The organism is Streptomyces sp. CNZ287 (assembly GCF_007827615.1).
The window spans coordinates 291215-306838 of sequence record NZ_VISV01000003.1; the positions used below are offsets into that span (position 1 = coordinate 291215).

Annotated in this window: 13 protein-coding genes; 5 read left to right on the forward strand and 8 right to left on the reverse strand. The window is 74.5% G+C overall.

The window, feature by feature from the left end; all coding sequences use genetic code 11:
* Positions 1-6: 6 nt before the first annotated feature.
* The gene (locus FB457_RS08840) at positions 7-1623 is read right to left on the reverse strand and encodes an AMP-binding protein (RefSeq protein WP_047018733.1); all 1617 of its coding nucleotides are present in this window, start codon (positions 1621-1623) and stop codon (positions 7-9) included.
* Positions 1620-3293 carry an AMP-binding protein gene (locus FB457_RS08845; RefSeq protein ID WP_047018732.1) on the reverse strand — a complete coding sequence of 558 codons (1674 nt, stop codon included), beginning with the start codon at positions 3291-3293 and terminating at the stop codon, positions 1620-1622. The genes FB457_RS08840 and FB457_RS08845 overlap by 4 nt, the downstream gene beginning before the upstream one ends.
* A gap of 131 nt (positions 3294-3424) precedes the next feature.
* On the opposite strand from FB457_RS08845, the gene FB457_RS08850 reads away from it, so the two are divergent.
* Positions 3425-4279, forward strand: a complete 855-nt coding sequence (locus FB457_RS08850; protein WP_047018731.1) for a helix-turn-helix transcriptional regulator — start codon at positions 3425-3427, stop codon at positions 4277-4279.
* 267 nt (positions 4280-4546) lie between these two features.
* Here FB457_RS08850 and FB457_RS08855 read toward each other — a convergent pair whose 3' ends face one another.
* Positions 4547-4897: a VOC family protein gene (locus FB457_RS08855; protein WP_047018730.1), complete on the reverse strand. Its 351-nt coding sequence runs from the start codon at positions 4895-4897 to the stop codon at positions 4547-4549.
* Between the two features lie 248 nt (positions 4898-5145).
* Between FB457_RS08855 and FB457_RS08860 the strand changes: the two genes are divergently transcribed.
* The 4 genes from FB457_RS08860 to FB457_RS08875 all read left to right on the forward strand — a co-directional run bounded on the left by FB457_RS08860 (position 5146) and on the right by FB457_RS08875 (position 8979).
* Complete coding sequence (locus FB457_RS08860; protein ID WP_145781428.1) at positions 5146-6312, forward strand: methyltransferase; 1167 nt, start codon at positions 5146-5148, stop codon at positions 6310-6312.
* A 285-nt stretch (positions 6313-6597) separates the two neighbouring features.
* Positions 6598-6915, forward strand: a complete 318-nt coding sequence (locus tag FB457_RS08865) for an SAV_915 family protein (RefSeq protein ID WP_347613666.1) — start codon at positions 6598-6600, stop codon at positions 6913-6915.
* Between the two features lie 605 nt (positions 6916-7520).
* Positions 7521-8429, forward strand: a complete 909-nt coding sequence (locus FB457_RS08870; RefSeq protein WP_253911472.1) for an endonuclease/exonuclease/phosphatase family protein — start codon at positions 7521-7523, stop codon at positions 8427-8429.
* Positions 8430-8451: 22 nt separating this feature from the next.
* Positions 8452-8979 (forward strand): methyltransferase domain-containing protein, encoded by a 528-nt coding sequence (locus FB457_RS08875; protein WP_047018727.1) that lies wholly within the window; start codon positions 8452-8454, stop codon positions 8977-8979.
* 6 nt (positions 8980-8985) lie between these two features.
* On the opposite strand, the gene FB457_RS08880 is transcribed toward FB457_RS08875, so the two are convergent.
* From FB457_RS08880 to FB457_RS08900, 5 genes are all read right to left on the reverse strand, one after another.
* On the reverse strand, positions 8986-10158 hold the full coding sequence (locus FB457_RS08880) for an XdhC family protein (RefSeq protein WP_047018726.1): 1173 nt from the start codon (positions 10156-10158) through the stop codon (positions 8986-8988).
* A gap of 30 nt (positions 10159-10188) precedes the next feature.
* Positions 10189-11652: a solute carrier family 23 protein gene (locus FB457_RS08885; RefSeq protein WP_145781430.1), complete on the reverse strand. Its 1464-nt coding sequence runs from the start codon at positions 11650-11652 to the stop codon at positions 10189-10191.
* A 128-nt stretch (positions 11653-11780) separates the two neighbouring features.
* On the reverse strand, positions 11781-14183 hold the full coding sequence (locus FB457_RS08890) for a xanthine dehydrogenase family protein molybdopterin-binding subunit (protein ID WP_047018724.1): 2403 nt from the start codon (positions 14181-14183) through the stop codon (positions 11781-11783).
* Positions 14183-14653, reverse strand: a complete 471-nt coding sequence (locus FB457_RS08895) for a (2Fe-2S)-binding protein (RefSeq protein ID WP_047018723.1) — start codon at positions 14651-14653, stop codon at positions 14183-14185. The genes FB457_RS08890 and FB457_RS08895 overlap by 1 nt, the downstream gene beginning before the upstream one ends.
* On the reverse strand, positions 14653-15552 hold the full coding sequence (locus FB457_RS08900) for an FAD binding domain-containing protein (protein WP_145781431.1): 900 nt from the start codon (positions 15550-15552) through the stop codon (positions 14653-14655). The genes FB457_RS08895 and FB457_RS08900 overlap by 1 nt, the downstream gene beginning before the upstream one ends.
* Positions 15553-15624 lie beyond the last annotated feature (72 nt).

The following is a 15624-nucleotide window of genomic DNA, read 5'->3' on the forward strand; positions in this document are numbered from 1 at the left end:
CCGCCGCTATTCCGCAGCACTGAACTGCTCCCGCAGCTCGACCTTCCGCACCTTCCCGCTGACCGTCATCGGGAACTCCTCCATGATCCGCAGATGCCGCGGGATCTTGTAGTGCGCAAGCCGGTTCTCGCAGTAGTGGGCCAGCTCGCGCCGGGAGAGCGCGTGCCCCGGATCGCTGAGGATCACGCAGGCGAGGATCTCCTCCCCGTACGTCTCGTCCGGCACGCCCACCACCTGCACGTCGGCGATCTTGGGGTGGGTGTACAGGAACTCCTCGATCTCGCGCGGATAGACGTTCTCGCCGCCCCTTATGATCATGTCCTTGATCCGGCCGACGATCTCCACGCAGCCGTCCTCGCGCATCCGCGCCAGGTCGCCGGTGTGCATCCAGCGGCCGGCATCGACGACCTCGGCGGTGCGCTCGGGCTGCTCCCAGTAGCCCTGCATGACGCTGTAGCCGCGGGTGCACAGCTCGCCGGTGGTGCCGCGGGGCATCGTGACGCCGGTGACCGGGTCGACGACCTTGACCTCGATGTGCGGCAGGACCCGGCCGACGGTGGCGGTGCGGCGCTCCAGGTCGTCCTCGCGCCGGGTCTGGGTGGCGACGGGGGACGTCTCGGTCATGCCGTAGCAGATGGTCACCTCCGCCATGTGCATCTCGTTGACCACCCGCTTCATCACCTCGACGGGACACGGCGAGCCGGCCATGATCCCGGTGCGCAGCGACGTCAGGTCGTACAGGGCGAAGTCGGGCAGGGCCAGTTCGGCGACGAACATGGTGGGTACCCCGTAGAGCGAGGTGCAGCGCTCCTGCTCGACGGCCGCGAGGGTGGCGGCGGGGTCGAAGGAGGGCCCGGGGACGACCATGCAGGCGCCGTGGCTGGTGGCGGCGAGGTTGCCCATGACCATGCCGAAGCAGTGGTAGTACGGGACGGGGATGCAGACCCGGTCCTGCTCGGTGTAGCCCAGCGTCTCGCCGACGAAGAAGCCGTTGTTGAGGATGCTGTGGTGCGACAGGGTCGCGCCCTTGGCGAAGCCGGTGGTGCCGGAGGTGTACTGGATGTTGACCGGGTCGTCGCAGGACAGCAGCGCCTCGCGCTCGCGGACCCGCTCCGGGGGCACCGCGCGGCCGGCCTCGATCAGCCGGCCCCAGCCGGAGTCGCCGATGTAGAAGACGTTGCGCAGGGCGGGACAACTGCCGCGTACCTGCTCGACCATCCGCCGGTAGTCGCTGGACTTGTGCGCCAGCGAGGCGACCAGCAGGGAGGTGCCGGACTGGTTGAGGACGTACTCCAGTTCGTGCACCCGGTAGGCGGGGTTGATGGTGACCATCACCGCGCCGATACGGGCCGAGGCGTACTGGACGAGCACCCACTCCGGGCAGTTGACCGCCCAGATGCCGACGCGCTCGCCCTTGGCGACGCCGCGGGCGAGCAGCCCGCGCGCCACCTCGTCGACGGCGGCGCCGAACTCGGCGTAGGTCCAGCGGCGCCCGGAGACCACGTCGACCAGGGCCTCGCGGTCGGGGTGGGCGGCGATGGCGCGGTCCAGGTTGGCACCGATGGTGTCGCCCAGCAGCGCGGTGGCGCCGGTTCCGCTCGTGTAGGACGGCTCTGCGGTCATGTGTGGTCCTCCTCGCGGTACTCGTCGGCGGATCCGGCGGCGGTCGCCTCACGCAGCTGCACACGGCGGATCTTGCCGGAGACGGTCTTGGGCAGGTCGGCGAACTCCAGCCGCCGGACGCGCTTGTACGGGGCGAGCACGGCGCGGGAGTGCGCGAAGATCGCCTCCGCGGCGGCGGCGCCCGGCTCCCAGCCGGCGGCGAGCACGACGTACGCCTTGGGCACGGCGAGCCGCACCGGGTCGGGCGCGGGCACGACGGCGGCCTCGGCGACCGCCTCGTGCTCCAGCAGCGCGCTCTCCAGCTCGAAGGGACTGATCTTGTAGTCGCTCGCCTTGAAGACGTCGTCGCTGCGCCCGATGTACGTGATGTAGCCCTCGGCGTCGCGGGCGCCTATGTCGCCGGTGCGGTAGTAGCCGCCCGCCATGGCCTCGGCGGTGCGGGCGGGGTCGCCCTCGTAGCCGGTCATCAGGCCCACGGGGCGCGCGGTCAGGTCGAGGCAGATCTCGCCCTCGTCGGCGGGCTTGCCGCTGACGGGGTCCAGGAGCACGACGTCGTATCCGGGAGTGGGACGGCCCATGGACCCCAGCTTGACGGGCTGCCCGGGGGAATTGGCGATCTGCACCGCGGTCTCGGTCTGGCCGAAGCCGTCCCTGATGGTGAGGTTCCAGGCCCGCCGGACGGCCTCGATGACCTCCGGGTTGAGGGGTTCACCTGCGGCGACGGCCTCGCGCGGCGGGGTGGCGAGACCGCTCAGATCCGACTGCACGAGCATCCGCCAGACGGTGGGCGGGGCGCAGAAAGTTGTCACGCCGCCGCGGGCCATGGCGTCCAGCAGCGCCCCGGCGTCGAAGCGCGTGTAGTTGTACAGGAAGACCGTCGCCTCCGCGTTCCAGGGCGCGAAGAGATTGGACCAGGCGTGCTTGGCCCAGCCGGGTGAGGAGATGTTCAGGTGGACGTCGCCGGGGCGGATGCCGATCCAGTACATCGTCGCCAGATGGCCCACGGGGTACGAGACATGGGTGTGCTCGACGAGCTTGGGGAGCGCGGTGGTGCCGGAGGTGAAGTACAGCATCAGGGTGTCGTCCGCGGCCGTCGGCCCGTCCGGCGTGAAGCTCGCGGGCGCCTCGTACGCGTCCTCGTACGGGAGCCAGCCCGCCCCGCTGCCGCCGACCGAGATGCGGGTGTAGCCGCCGGGCACCTCGGCGAACTTGGCCTCGTCGGCGGCCCGTACGAGCACGTGGGCGGCCCGGCCGCGCTCGATGCGGTCGGCGAGGTCGGCCGGGCCGAGGAGGGGCGTGGCGGGGATGACGACGGCGCGCAGCTTCATCGCGGCGAGCGCGGTCTCCCACAACTCGGCCTGGTTGCCGAGCATGACGACGATCCGGTCGCCGGCCCGCACGCCCTGGGCGCGCAGCCAGTTCGCCACCCGGTTCGAGCGCTCACTCATCCGAGTGAAACTCAACCGCGTCTCGCGGCCGTCTTCCTCCACGATGTGGAGGGCCGTGCGCTCGTTGCCCTCGGCGATGGCGTCGAACCAGTCGAGTGCCCAGTTGAAGCGCTCCGGCCTGGGCCAGGAGAAGGCCGCGCGGGCGGCGGCGTAGTCCTCCCTCCGCGCCAGCAGAAGATCCCGCGCGGACCGGAAGTCCGCGGTCGGATTCGTTGCCGTCACATGTCCTCCTCGTACGGCGGCGGCTCGCTAGCATCGTGCTGCGAGTGACCTACGCCTCACTACCCCCGTACGGGGGTGCCCTGCCGCCGGCCACGCCGGCGATCCCCCGTCAGCACCAGGGAGCGAGCGACATGCCGGAGACCGCGGACGCAGCGGAGGTGCGCGGCGCGCTGGCCCGGCTGCGCCGGTTCGGCGGCGTGCCCGTCGCCTTCGGCGGGCTGCTCACCGACGGCGGGCGCAAGCTGCGGATCAGCGAGCTGAGCGGGACGGTGACGCCCTCCCTCCAGGGGCTCGGGGTGGCCACGGGCAACGGGCTCGGCGGCAAGGCCATCGCCTTCTCCCGGCCCTGCGCGGTCACCGACTACACCTCGTCCCGCGCCATCAGCCACGAGTACGACGGCCCGGTGGGCGCCGAGGGCCTGCGCTCGGTGCTGGCGGTGCCCGTCGTCGTGCGCGGCCGGGTGCGGGCCGTGCTCTACGGCGCGCTGCGCGACTCGCTGCCGCTGGGCGACCGGTCGCTGACCGCGGCGGTGGAGACGGCGCGCCACCTGGAGCAGACCCTCGCCGTACGCGACGAGGCCCGCCGGCTCCTCGCCGTCGCCACGCCCACGGCGCAGCGGGCGGCGGACCCCGTCGCCTGGGAGAACGTCCGCACCGCGCACCGCGACCTGCGCACGCTGGCGCCGCGTATAGCCGACGAGGAGCTGCGCGAGGAACTGCTGGCGCTCTGCGACCGGCTGGCCTCGGCGGCCGTCACCGTCGCCCCGCCCGCCGGGGCCGGGCCCGACCGGACGGTGCTGGCGCCGCGGGAGCTGGACGTGCTGGCGTGCGTCGCGACGGGCGCGACGAACGCGGCGGCGGGCGAACGGCTGGGGCTGCGGCCCGAGACGGTGAAGAGCTATCTGCGCTCGGCGATGCGCAAGCTCGGGACGCACACCCGGCTGGAGGCGGTCACCGCCGCCCGCCGGGCGGGGCTGCTCCCGTAGGCCCTGTCTGGCACACAGCGCCGTCCGCCCTCTGGGCGGGCTCCCCCACAGTGCGCAAGCGCGCGTGGGCGGTACCCCCAGGCGTCTGGTGCGTGCGATCGCAAGGCGGAGGGCCGACCGCATAGTGGTCCTCTTCGGCCGATCCGACAACGCGGCGAGCGTGCGTGCCAGGCTCCCCCACAGCGCGCTGCGCGCGCGTGGGCGGTACCCCCGGACGCAGGCGGGATCTGCCAGACAGGGCCTAGCGGCCGGGGTCCGCCGGGCGGGTCACCCCTGGTGCGCGACGACGTTCACCACCTGCCCGTTGGGGTCGCGGACGAAGAACCGCCGCACGCCCCACTCCTCGTCGGTCAGCGGGTGCACGATCTCGGCGCCCGCGGCGCGCATCGCCTCGTGCGCCGCGTCGACGTCCGCGACCTCGATGCTCATGTCCGGCTCCACGGGCGCGGAGGCGTCCCGCTCCATGAAGATCAACTGCGCGGTGGGGTTGCCGGGTGCGGCGAGCGCCATCACCCACCCCAGGTTCATCACCTCCTCGAAGCCGAGACGCTCGTAGAACTCGCGGCTGGCCTCGAAGGACTCGGTCTTGATGTCGGGTACGACCCTCCTGATGCTCATGCCGCGGAGGCTACCCGCGGGCGGTGACACCGCCGGGCCGCGCGGCGGACCGCGGCCGTCCGGTGCCGGGCGCGCGCGGGGGAGCGTCCGCGGGCGGCCGGGGGCGCCGGACGGGCGTCGGGGGCGCACACGTCCGGGCATGCCGCGCACCGCCGTGCGGGTGCGGCGGCCCGCGTGCGTCAGGGGCGCATGGCAGCACGTGCCTCCCCGAGGGCGACGTCGCGGCGGCCAGGCGGGAAAATGGACCCGTGGCCGATCACCCCATCCTGAGCTGGAACGCGGACGGACGCGCGCAGACCGCCCGCTGGTACGCCGCGGGCGGCACCCCGCCCCCGCGGCGCGTGGTGCCCGCGGACGACCGGATGTGCGCCGACATCGCGTACCGGCTGGTGTGCGAGGGCACGGCCGTGCTGTGGCAGGGCGACTACCACGGCGGGCGCCAGCTCCTCGCCGCGCTGGGCCGCCGCATCGACCGTCGCGCCACCCGCCGCGGCCGGCGGCCGGCCGCACCGGCGGGCGGCCGGGCGACCGGCCCGGCGGACGTCTTCCACCGGCACCGGCAGGCCAAGGGCCACCGGGCGCGGGTCCTCGGCATGCTGCTGGTCCCGCTCGAACCCGGCCCGCGGGGCCCGGCCGTGCCACTGCGCCGGGCGCCCGACGTCGGCGAGGCGGCGGTCGAGGCGTACGGGCCCGTGACCGAGCCGGGCGCGGTGGCGCTGCGCGAACTGCTCGGCGCGCTGGGGGCTCACGAGTGGCGCCGCAAGGGCGTGGACATACCGGCGCTGGGCGCGCGGGTGCATCCGCACTACGGGGTCTTCTCGCCGGTGCGCGGCGAGTACGTCGACCTGGTGGCCGAGGCTCCGCTGCCGGCGAAGTCGCTGGCGTTCGACGTGGGCACCGGGACCGGAGTGCTCGCGGCGGTGCTGGCGCGCCGGGGGGTGGAGCGGGTCGTCGCCACCGACACCGACCCGCGCGCGCTGGCCTGCGCCCGCGACAACGTCGACCGGCTCGGCCTGGCCGACCAGGTCGAGGTGATGGAGGGGAACCTGTTCCCGCCGGGGCGCGCACCGCTGGTCGTCTGCAATCCGCCGTGGCTGCCCGCCAAGCCGACCTCCGCCCTGGAGCACGCCGTCTACGACCCGGGGGGCGGCATGCTGCACGGCTTCCTCGCCGGTCTCACGGCACATCTGGAGCCGGGCGGCGAGGGCTGGCTGGTCCTCTCCGACCTGGCCGAGCACCTGGGGTTGCGCGGCCGCGGGGAGCTGCATGCGGCGATCGAGGCGGCGGGGCTGCGGGTGGCGGCCCGCCACGACACCCGCCCCCGGCACCGCAAGGCGGCGGACCCGTCGGACCCGCTGCACGCGGCACGGGCGGCGGAGGTGACATCGCTGTGGCGGCTGACCGCGGCGCGGTGAGAGGGGCCGGGTCCGGGGGCCGACCGCGGGGGCGGCGTGTGGGGGCGTGCGGCCGGGCGTGAAGGGGCGGCCGCGCGCGGAGGGTGTCCGGCATGTGGGCACGGCGCCTCCCGCCGCTCCGCCGCCCCGGCGCCTCTGACCGGCGGCTCTTCCGGGAGGTTCCCGTGGGGTGGTCTCGCATCGCGGAACACGGGTGCCAGCGGGGGCAGGGGCCCGTACCGTCGGAGTGTGGACACCTCCGGATCTGCCCCCGCCCCCCGACGCCGACCTCAGTTGTACGTTCCCGTGGAGGACGGAAAGGGCGGGATGCGGCTGCGGATGTTCCGTACGCCGCTGGGCACGCGCACGGCGGTGGCGTTCACGAGCCAGGCCGCGCTGGTGCGCGCGCTCGGCCCCGAGCAGAAGTGGGTGCGCCTGGGAGAGCCGGCGCTGCGCGCGCTGGCCACGCCGGTGGGCGCCGAACGGATCACCGTGGACCCGCTGCTCACCGCCCGCCGGCCGTACGCCCACTTCACCCCGCCGCGATCCCAGGGCGAGCCGCGTCCCCAGCAGCGCCCCGCGCCGCCGTCCTCCCCGACGCCGCAGCAGCCGGCGACCCACTGACGGGCGTCCCCGCCCGCACGCTTGGACGCTCCGCAGCTCCGGCGGCCGCCCGGGGCCGGCGTCTCCGGCACTCCTTCCGCTACCCACGGCGCAGGACCTGTCCGGCGGCCGGGGCGTGAGGTCGCCCGGCTCCCCCGGGGACCGTGCGCACACCGCCGGACCGGCTGAGGGAAGATCGGGGGCCGGAGGCGACGACAGGGGACACGGTGGGGACGCTCGACGGACAGCGCGAGAACGCCGGCGGCGGGAGGGCGCGGGACCCGGCGGAGCGCGGTGGCCGCGCGAGCACGGGCGGCGCGGCTGACGCGGGCGACGCGGCCGGTGCCGCGGACCGGCCGGACTCACCGCGGACCGGGGCCGCGCACGCGTCCCCACGGCACAACGGCCGGGCGGGATCCGCAGGAGCTCCGCGCGCTGACACGGTCCCCGGCTCCGCACAGGCGGACGGCGGAAGCTCCGGCCACGCCGGGAACGCACCCGGTCCCGCGCATCCCGGAGGGCCGCTGGGCACCGTGCGGGGTGAGGATTCCGCTCGGCGGCACGCCGCAGCGGGCGCCGCCCGGCGCTCCTCGCGCCTGCGGCTCGCCCTTGTCCTCGCCGGGGGGTTGCCCCTGCTGCCCGTCTCCGGGGTTCTCGGATTCCGTGTCGCCGGCGGTGACGGTGTTTCTCCCCTGCCGCAGCTCGCCGCCTTCCTGCCCTGGCTGCTCGTGCCCGGCGGTTTCGGTCTGCTGCTGATGGGACTCGCCCGCAGCCGGGCCGGTGTCGTGTGGGCGCTCGTCGTCGTCGCCGGGACCGCCTGGTTCGTACGGCCCTACGAGTCCGCCGCGGAGCCGCCCTCCTCTCCGCCCCGGGAGGAGTTCCGGCTGCTCTCCGCCAACCTCAGGTTCGGCGACGCCACCCCCGCCCTGCGCACCGCGCTGCGCGCGTACGAGCCGGACGTCGCCCTGGTCCAGGAGTGCGACAGCCGCTGCGTGGAGGCCCTCCGCGGTCCGGCGCTGCAGGCCGCGTACCCGTACCGCGTCATCGACGGCGGCGATCCCGCCGAGGGCTCCGCCATCCTCAGCAGGTACCCGCTGACCGAGGAGCCCGGCGTGCCCGGCACACTGTCGATGCCCGCGGCCACCGCGCGGGTCGCGGGCGAGCGGGTGCGGCTCCAGGTCGTGCACCCGATGCCGCCGACACCCGGGTCCATGGACGCCTGGCGCACCGAGCTCGGGCGCCTGCGGGACGCCGCCGCGGGGCGCGGGGACGTGCCCACGGTCTTCGGCGGCGACTTCAACTCCTCGCAGGACCACGAGGCGTTCCGCGACATCCTCGACACCGGCCTGCGGGACAGCGCCATGCTGCTCGGCCGCTCGCGCACCCCCACCTGGCCGGCGTCGGCGACGCCCCTCTTCGGCGCCCAGATCGACCACGTGCTGGTGAGCGACCGGCTGAGCCCCGCCGGGATCGAGTTCCCCGAGCTGGCCGGAACCGACCACCGCGCGGTGCTCGTGGAGCTGCAGTTGCGCTGAGCCGTGGCCGATACTGGCCCGTATGGACCGTCACGAGTGGGCCGCGCGGACGCTGGCCGTACGGCCGGGCGACAGGGTGCTGGAGATCGGCGCCGGGCACGGGGTGACCGCGTCGCACGTCTGCGCGGAGCTGGCCCGAGGGCCGCGGGACGGGGCGCCGCGGTTCGTCGGCCTGGACCGGTCCGCGAAGATGACCGCCGCTGCCGGGCGGCGCAACGCCGCCCACGTCGCCGCCGGGCTCGCGGAGTTCAGGACCGGCGCCTTCCCCGCGGACCTCGCGTCCTGGCAGCCCTTCGACGTCGCGTACGCGTTCAACGTACGGCTGCTGTGGACGGAGCCCGCCGCCGCCCGCGCGGCCGCCGTGCTGCTGCGGCCCGGCGGACGGCTGAGCGTGTTCTTCCAGTTGCCCGCGTGGAGCGCCGCGACCCACCGCGAGGTCGCCGCGCGGGCGGCACGGACGCTGGCCGCGGGCGGGCTGGCGGTGACCGCGGACGGGCAGGACGAGACCGTCGAGTGCGGCTACGTCACCGCCAGGACCCCGTCCGGCTGAGGCGTCTCAGGCCACGTCGCCGATCCGGCCCGCCGCCCCCCGCTCCCGGTGGATCGGCGTGTGCGCGCCCGTCAGCGGCACCCCCGTGCCGCCCCGGCGGGCCGCGACGATCTCCCCGGCGATGGAGACCGCGACCTCCTCCGGCGAGCGGGCGCCGAGGTCGAGGCCGATCGGCGAGCGCAGCCGGGCGAGTTCGAGGTCGGTGACGCCCGCCTCGCGCAGCCGCCGGTTGCGGTCCAGGTGCGTACGGCGCGAGCCCATCGCGCCGACGTACGCCACGGGCAGCCGGAGCGCGGCGGTGAGCAGCGGCACGTCGAACTTGGGGTCGTGCGTGAGCACGCACAGCACCGTGCGCCCGTCCAGCTCGCCCGCGGCCAGCGCGTCCGCCAGGTACTCGTGCGGCCAGCGCACCGCCACCTCGTCGGCCTCCGGGAACCGGCGGGCCGTGGCGAAGACGGGGCGGGCGTCGCAGAGGGTGACGTGGTAGCCGAGGAACTTGCCGATGCGGACCAGGGCGTGCGCGAAGTCGATCGCGCCGAAGACCACCATCCGCGGCGCCGGCACGCTCACCTCCACCAGCAGTGTCACCGGTTCCCCGCAGCGCGCGCCCGCCGCGCCGACCGACACCGTGTCCGTACGCCCCGCGTCGAGCAGCGCGGCGGCCTCGGCGGCGGCGGTGCGCTCCAGTGCGGCGCCGTCCCAGTCGGGCAGGCCGGGCAGCGGGCCTGCGAAGCGGCCGTCGTACGTGCCGTCGGGGCGTACCAGCAGCGCCTGCCCGAGCAGCGCGGCCGGGCCGCCGACGACTCGCGCGACCGCCGCGGCCCCGCCCTCCGCGGCGGCGGCCAGCGCCGTACGGAGCACGCTGCCCGCACTGACCGGCGCGACGAGGATGTCGATCTCCCCGCCGCAGGTGAGCCCCACCGCGAAGGCGTCGTCGTCGGAGTAGCCGAAGGTCTCCAGCACCGCCTCGCCGGTTTCGAGGACCTCCCGGCACAGCTCGTACACCGCGCCCTCGACGCAGCCGCCGGACACACTGCCGACCGCCGTGCCCCCGGCGTCCACCGCCAGCGCGGCGCCCGGGCCGCGCGGCGCGGAGCCGCTGGTGCCCACGACGGTGGCGACGGCGAAGGGGCGGCCCTCCGCGCACCACCGGGCGAGGTCGGCAGCGATGTCCAGCATGCTGATCAGCTCCTCACAGGGCCCCTGGTCCTATTTGACACCCATCCACTGCTCGATCGGATGGAGCGCGAAGAAGACGGCGAAGACGGCCGTCAGCACCCACATGAAGGGGCCGGGCTCGCGCCACTTGCCCTGGGCGGCCCTGATCGCCGTGTACGAGATGACGCCAGCGGCGACGCCCGCCGTGATGGAGTACGTGAACGGCATGAGCACGACCGTCAGGAACACCGGCACGGCCACGCCCCGGTCGGCCCAGTCCACGTGCCGCGCGTTCGCCATCATCATGGCGCCGATGACCACCAGCGCCGCGGCGGCCACGTTGCCCGGCACGAGCTGCGCCAGCGGGGTGAACAGCAGCCCCAGCGCGAACAGCAGCCCGGCGACGACGCTCGACAGACCGGTGCGGGCACCCTCGCCGACGCCGGTCGCGGACTCCACGAACACCGTCTGCCCGGAGGCCCCCGCGGCGCCGCCGACCGCGCCGCCGGCGCCGTCGATGAAGAGCGCCCGCGACAGCCCCGGCATCCGGCCCTTCTCGTCGGTGAGCTTCGCCTCCGTACCGACGCCGATGATGGTGGCCATCGCGTCGAAGAACCCGGCCAGCACCAGCGTGAAGACGATCATGCCGACGGTCATCACGCCGACGTCGCCCCAGCCGCGGAACGACACCTCGCCGAGGAGGCCGAAGTCCGGCGTCGAGGTGACCCCGCCGGCCGGCAGCTCGGGCGCCCGGCCGTTCGCCCACGCCTCCGGCTTGAGGCCGGCGACCGCGTTGACGACGACCGCGGCGACCGTGCCGGCCACGATGCCGATGAGGATGGCGCCGGGCACGTCGCGCGCCTGGAGCATGAAGATCAGCAGCAGGGTGAGGCAGAAGACGAACACGGGCCAGCCGCGGAGCTGGTCGTTCACCCCGAGGGTGACGATCTTCGCCTCGCCGGCCTGCACGAACCCGGCGTTCACCAGGCCGATCAGGGCGATGAACATGCCGATGCCCATGGTGATGGCGTGCTTGAGGGCCAGCGGGATCGCGTTCATGATCATCTCGCGCAGGCCGGTGACGGCCAGCAGCATGATCACGACGCCGTACGCGACGCACATGCCCATCGCCTGCGGCCACGTCATCTGCGGCGCGACCTGGCTGGCGAGCACGCCCGAGACGCTGAGCCCGGCGGCGGCGGCCAGCGGCACCTTGCCGAAGAAGCCCAGGAGCAGCGTGGTGACCGCGGCGGCCAGCGCGGTGGCGGTGATCAGTGCCGACGGGGCCAGCACGTTGCCCGCCGCGTCCTCGCCGCCCAGGACCAGCGGGTTGAGCAGCAGGATGTAGGCCATCGCCATGAAGGTGGTGAGCCCGCCGCGCACCTCGCGCGCGACCGTGGAACCGCGCCGGGATATCCCGAAGTAGCGGTCGAGCCACGACGTGCGGCCGGAGGCGGCGGTGCCGGGCGGGCGGGACGGCGCTTCGGCGCGCCGGTCGACGGAGGACTGGGTCATGCGTTCTCCCAGGGTTCACAGAGGCACCCGCGGTTGCGGGATGTGGGATGGGTGGTGCTGCACGACCCGGGGGACGGCCCGAGGCGAAGGCGGAACTGCTGGTGCGTCGGTCTCGTTTCGGGTGCGGTTCAGGTGCCGGTGAGGTGCTCCGGCCGTACCGGGGCCTTGGTGAGGGCCAGTCCCGTGGCCTGGCGGATGGCGGCGAGCACCGCCGGGGTCGCCGAGAGCGTGGACGCCTCGCCGACGCCGCGCAGCCCGTACGGAGCGTGCGGGTCGGCCAGTTCGAGCACGTCGACGGGGATGGCCGGGGTGTCGAGGATGGTCGGGATCAGGTAGTCGGTGAACGACGGGTTGCGCACCCGCCCGGTCGCCGGGTCGACCACGATCTCCTCCATCACCGCCACGCCCAGGCCCTGCGTGGTGCCGCCCTGGATCTGCCCGACGACGGACAGCGGGTTGAGCGCCTTGCCGACGTCCTGGGCGCAGGCCAGCTCGACGACCTTGACCAGGCCGAGTTCGGTGTCGACCTCGACGACCGCGCGGTGCGCGGCGAAGGAGTACTGGACGTGGCCGAAGCCCTGTCCCGTCTCGATGTCGAAGGGCTCGGTGGGCCGGTGCCTGAAGGGCAGTTCGACGTCCACGGGCGGCTCGCCGTCGAGCACGTCCGCCAGGTCCGCGAGGACCTCGCCGCCGTCCGTGACGACCTTGCCGCCCTCCAGCAGCAGTTCGGCCGTCGTCCACGCGGGGTGGTACGTGCCGAGCTTGCGCCGGCCGAGGGCGAGGACCTGCTCGCGCACCGCCGCGCAGGCGTTCCGTACCGCGCCGCCCGTCATGTACGTCTGCCGGGAGGCGGAGGTGGAGCCCGCGGAGCCGACCCGGGTGTCGGCCGGGGCGATGACCACCCGGGCGACGCCCAGTTCGGTGCGGGCGATCTGCGCCTGCACGGTGATGCCGCCCTGGCCGACCTCGGCGGCCGCGGTGTGCACGGTGACCACCGGCTCGCCGCCGACGGCCTCCAGCCGCACCCGGGCGGTGGAGAAGTCGTCGAAGCCCTCGGAGAAGCCGACGTTCTTGATGCCGACCGCGTAGCCGACGCCCCGTACGACGCCCTCGCCGTGGGTGGTGTTGGACAGCCCGCCGGGCAGTGCCCGGACGTCCGCGGTGCCGCCCGCGCTCTCCCACTGCCGCTCCGGCGGCAGCGGCCTGGCCTGCACGCGGCGCAGGATCTCCGCGACCGGCGCCGGGGAGTCGACCCGCTGCCCGGTCGGCAGCCGCGAGCCCTCGGACATGGCGTTCAGCTGCCGGAACGCCACCGGGTCCATGCCGACCGCCGCGGCGAGCCGGTCCATCTGCGCCTCGTACGCGAAGCACGCCTGGACGGCGCCGAAGCCGCGCATCGCGCCGCAGGGCGGGTTGTTGGTGTAGAGGCCGACCGCCTCGATCTCGACGTCCTCCACCACGTACGGGCCCATGGACAGCGACGCCGCGTTGCCGACGACGGCCGGAGTGGAGGAGGCGTACGCGCCGCCGTCGAGGACGATGCGGCAGCGGGCGTGGGTGATCCGTCCTTCGGCGGTGACGCCGTGCTCGTAGCGGATCCTGGCCGGGTGGCGGTGCACGTGGCCGAAGAAGGACTCGAAGCGGTCGTAGACCATCTTCACCGGCTTGCCGGTGCGCAGCGCCAGCAGGCAGGCGTGGATCTGCATCGACAGGTCCTCGCGCCCGCCGAAGGCGCCGCCGACGCCGGAGAGCGTCATGCGCACCTTCTCCTCCGGCAGCCCGAGCACCGGGGCGATCTGCCGCCGGTCGGCGTGCAGCCACTGGGTGGCGACGTACAGGTCGACGCCGCCGTCCTCCGCGGGCACCGCGAGGCCCGACTCCGGGCCGAGGAACGCCTGGTCCTGCATGCCGAACTCGTACTCGCCGGTGATGATGTGGTCCGCCCTGAGGGCCGCCGCGGCGGCGTCGCCGCGGACGATCGGCTGGCGGTGGACGATGTTCGGGTGCGGTACGTGCGGCCTTTGTCCGTCGGCGCAGTCGTCGGTGCGGTCGGGGTGCAGCACGGGCGCGCCGGGGGCGAGCGCGGACTCCTCGTCGGTGACCAGCGGCAGCTCCCGCCACTCGATCCGGATCTTCGCGGCGGCCCGGCGGGCGGTCTCGGGATGGTCCGCGGCGACCAGCGCGACCGGCTCGCCGTGGTGGCGCACCCGGCCGGCGGCGAGCGCGGGGGTGTCGGCGATCTCCAGGCCGTAGTTCTTCTGCCGGGCGGGCAGGTCGTCGTACGTGAGCACGGCGTAGACCCCGGCCTGGGCGAGGGCGGCAGAGGTGTCGATCGCGACGATCTCGGCGTGCGCGTACGGCGAGCGCAGCGTGTGGCCCCAGATCATGTCCTCGTGCCACAGGTCGGAGGAGTACGCGAACTCCCCGGTGACCTTCAGCGTGCCGTCGGGGCGCAGCTTGGACTCGCCGATGCCGCCGGCGGTCCGCGAACCCTGGGTGAGGCTCGTCGGGATGCGGGTGACGTCGGACATCAGGCCCCCTCGCCCCGGCGGGCGGCGGCGAGCCGGACCGCGTCGAGGATCTTCTCGTAGCCGGTGCAGCGGCACAGGTTGCCCGACAGGCCCTCGCGGATGTCGGCGTCCGACGGTGAGGGGTTGTGCTCCAGGAGGTCGTCCGCGGCGACCAGAAGACCCGGGGTGCAGAAGCCGCACTGCACGGCGCCGGCGTCGACGAACGCCTGCTGGACGGCGGAGAGACCGTCCTCCGCCAGCCCTTCGACGGTGACGACCTCGCGGCCCTCGGCCTGCCCGGCGGCGACCAGGCAGGCGCACACCGGCACGCCGTCGAGCCGTACCGTGCAGGAGCCGCACTCCCCCTGCTCGCAGGCGTTCTTCGAGCCCGGCAGGCCCATCCGCTCGCGCAGCACGTACAGCAGGCTCTCGCCCTCCCAGACGTCGTCGGCCTGCTGCTCGCGGCCGTTGACGGTGAACGTCACCCGCATCACGCGGCTCCTTCCGCTCGTGTGGCCCCCGCCGCGCCCCGGCGGTACGACTCCCAGGTCCAGCCGAGGGTGCGGCGCGCCATGACGCCGACCGCGTGCCGGCGGTAGCGCGCGCTGCCGCGCACGTCGTCGATGGGGTTGCAGGCGCCCGCCGCCAGCTCGGCGAACTGCCGGGCGAGCGCGGGGGGGAGGGTCCGGCCGCTCTCCCAGTAGCCGCCCTCGGCCAGCGCCGCGTTCAGGAACTCCTCGGCGGCGGTGGCGCGCACGGGCGTCGGCGCGGCCGAGCCGATGCCGGTACGGACCGTGCGGGTGTCGGGGTGCAGGGCGATGCCGAACGCGCACACGGCGATCACCATGGCGTTGCGGGTGCCGACCTTCGAGAACTCCTGCGGTCCGGTGGCCTTCTTGACGTGCACCCACTTGATCAGCTCGTCGGGCGCGAGCGCATTGCGCTTGACGCCGGTGAAGAACTCGTCGACCGGGATCCGCCTGCCGCCGCGTACGGACTCCACCTCGACCTCCGCGCCCGCGGCCAGCAGCGCCGGGTGCGCGTCGCCGGCCGGGGAGGCCGTGCCGAGGTTGCCCCCGACGCCGCCGCGGTTGCGGATCTGCGGAGACGCCACGGTGTGCGCCGCCCGCGCCAGACCCGGCAGCGCCCCGCCCAGCTCCGCCACGATGCGCGCGTACGGCACGGAGGCGCCGAGCCGCACGCTCTCCGCGCCCGTCTCCCACTCCCCCAACTCGCCGATGCGGTTGAGGTCGAGCAGGTACTCCGGACGGCGGTGGTCGAAGTTGATCTCGACCATGAGGTCCGTGCCGCCCGCGATCGGTACGGCCTCCGGATGCTCGGACTTGGCGGCGAGCGCTTCCGCCCAGCTTGCGGGGCGCAGGAAGTCCATGGATCCTCTCGGCTTTCCCTCGAAAGTGCGGCTGTGTGCTTGTGCTGTTGACGGAACGTGGCCCAAGTACAC

Excerpts from the sequence above, each read along its gene's own strand:
- FB457_RS08840 (WP_047018733.1), bottom strand. The coding sequence starts at position 1,623 with ATGACCGCAGAGCCGTCCTACACGAGCGGAACCGGCGCCACCGCGCTG.
- FB457_RS08850 (WP_047018731.1), top strand. The coding sequence starts at position 3,425 with ATGCCGGAGACCGCGGACGCAGCGGAGGTGCGCGGCGCGCTGGCCCGG.
- FB457_RS08855 (WP_047018730.1), bottom strand. The coding sequence starts at position 4,897 with ATGAGCATCAGGAGGGTCGTACCCGACATCAAGACCGAGTCCTTCGAG.
- FB457_RS08875 (WP_047018727.1), top strand. The coding sequence starts at position 8,452 with ATGGACCGTCACGAGTGGGCCGCGCGGACGCTGGCCGTACGGCCGGGC.
- FB457_RS08880 (WP_047018726.1), bottom strand. The coding sequence starts at position 10,158 with ATGCTGGACATCGCTGCCGACCTCGCCCGGTGGTGCGCGGAGGGCCGC.
- FB457_RS08885 (WP_145781430.1), bottom strand. The coding sequence starts at position 11,652 with ATGACCCAGTCCTCCGTCGACCGGCGCGCCGAAGCGCCGTCCCGCCCG.
- FB457_RS08890 (WP_047018724.1), bottom strand. The coding sequence starts at position 14,183 with ATGTCCGACGTCACCCGCATCCCGACGAGCCTCACCCAGGGTTCGCGG.
- FB457_RS08895 (WP_047018723.1), bottom strand. The coding sequence starts at position 14,653 with ATGCGGGTGACGTTCACCGTCAACGGCCGCGAGCAGCAGGCCGACGAC.
- FB457_RS08900 (WP_145781431.1), bottom strand. The coding sequence starts at position 15,552 with ATGGACTTCCTGCGCCCCGCAAGCTGGGCGGAAGCGCTCGCCGCCAAG.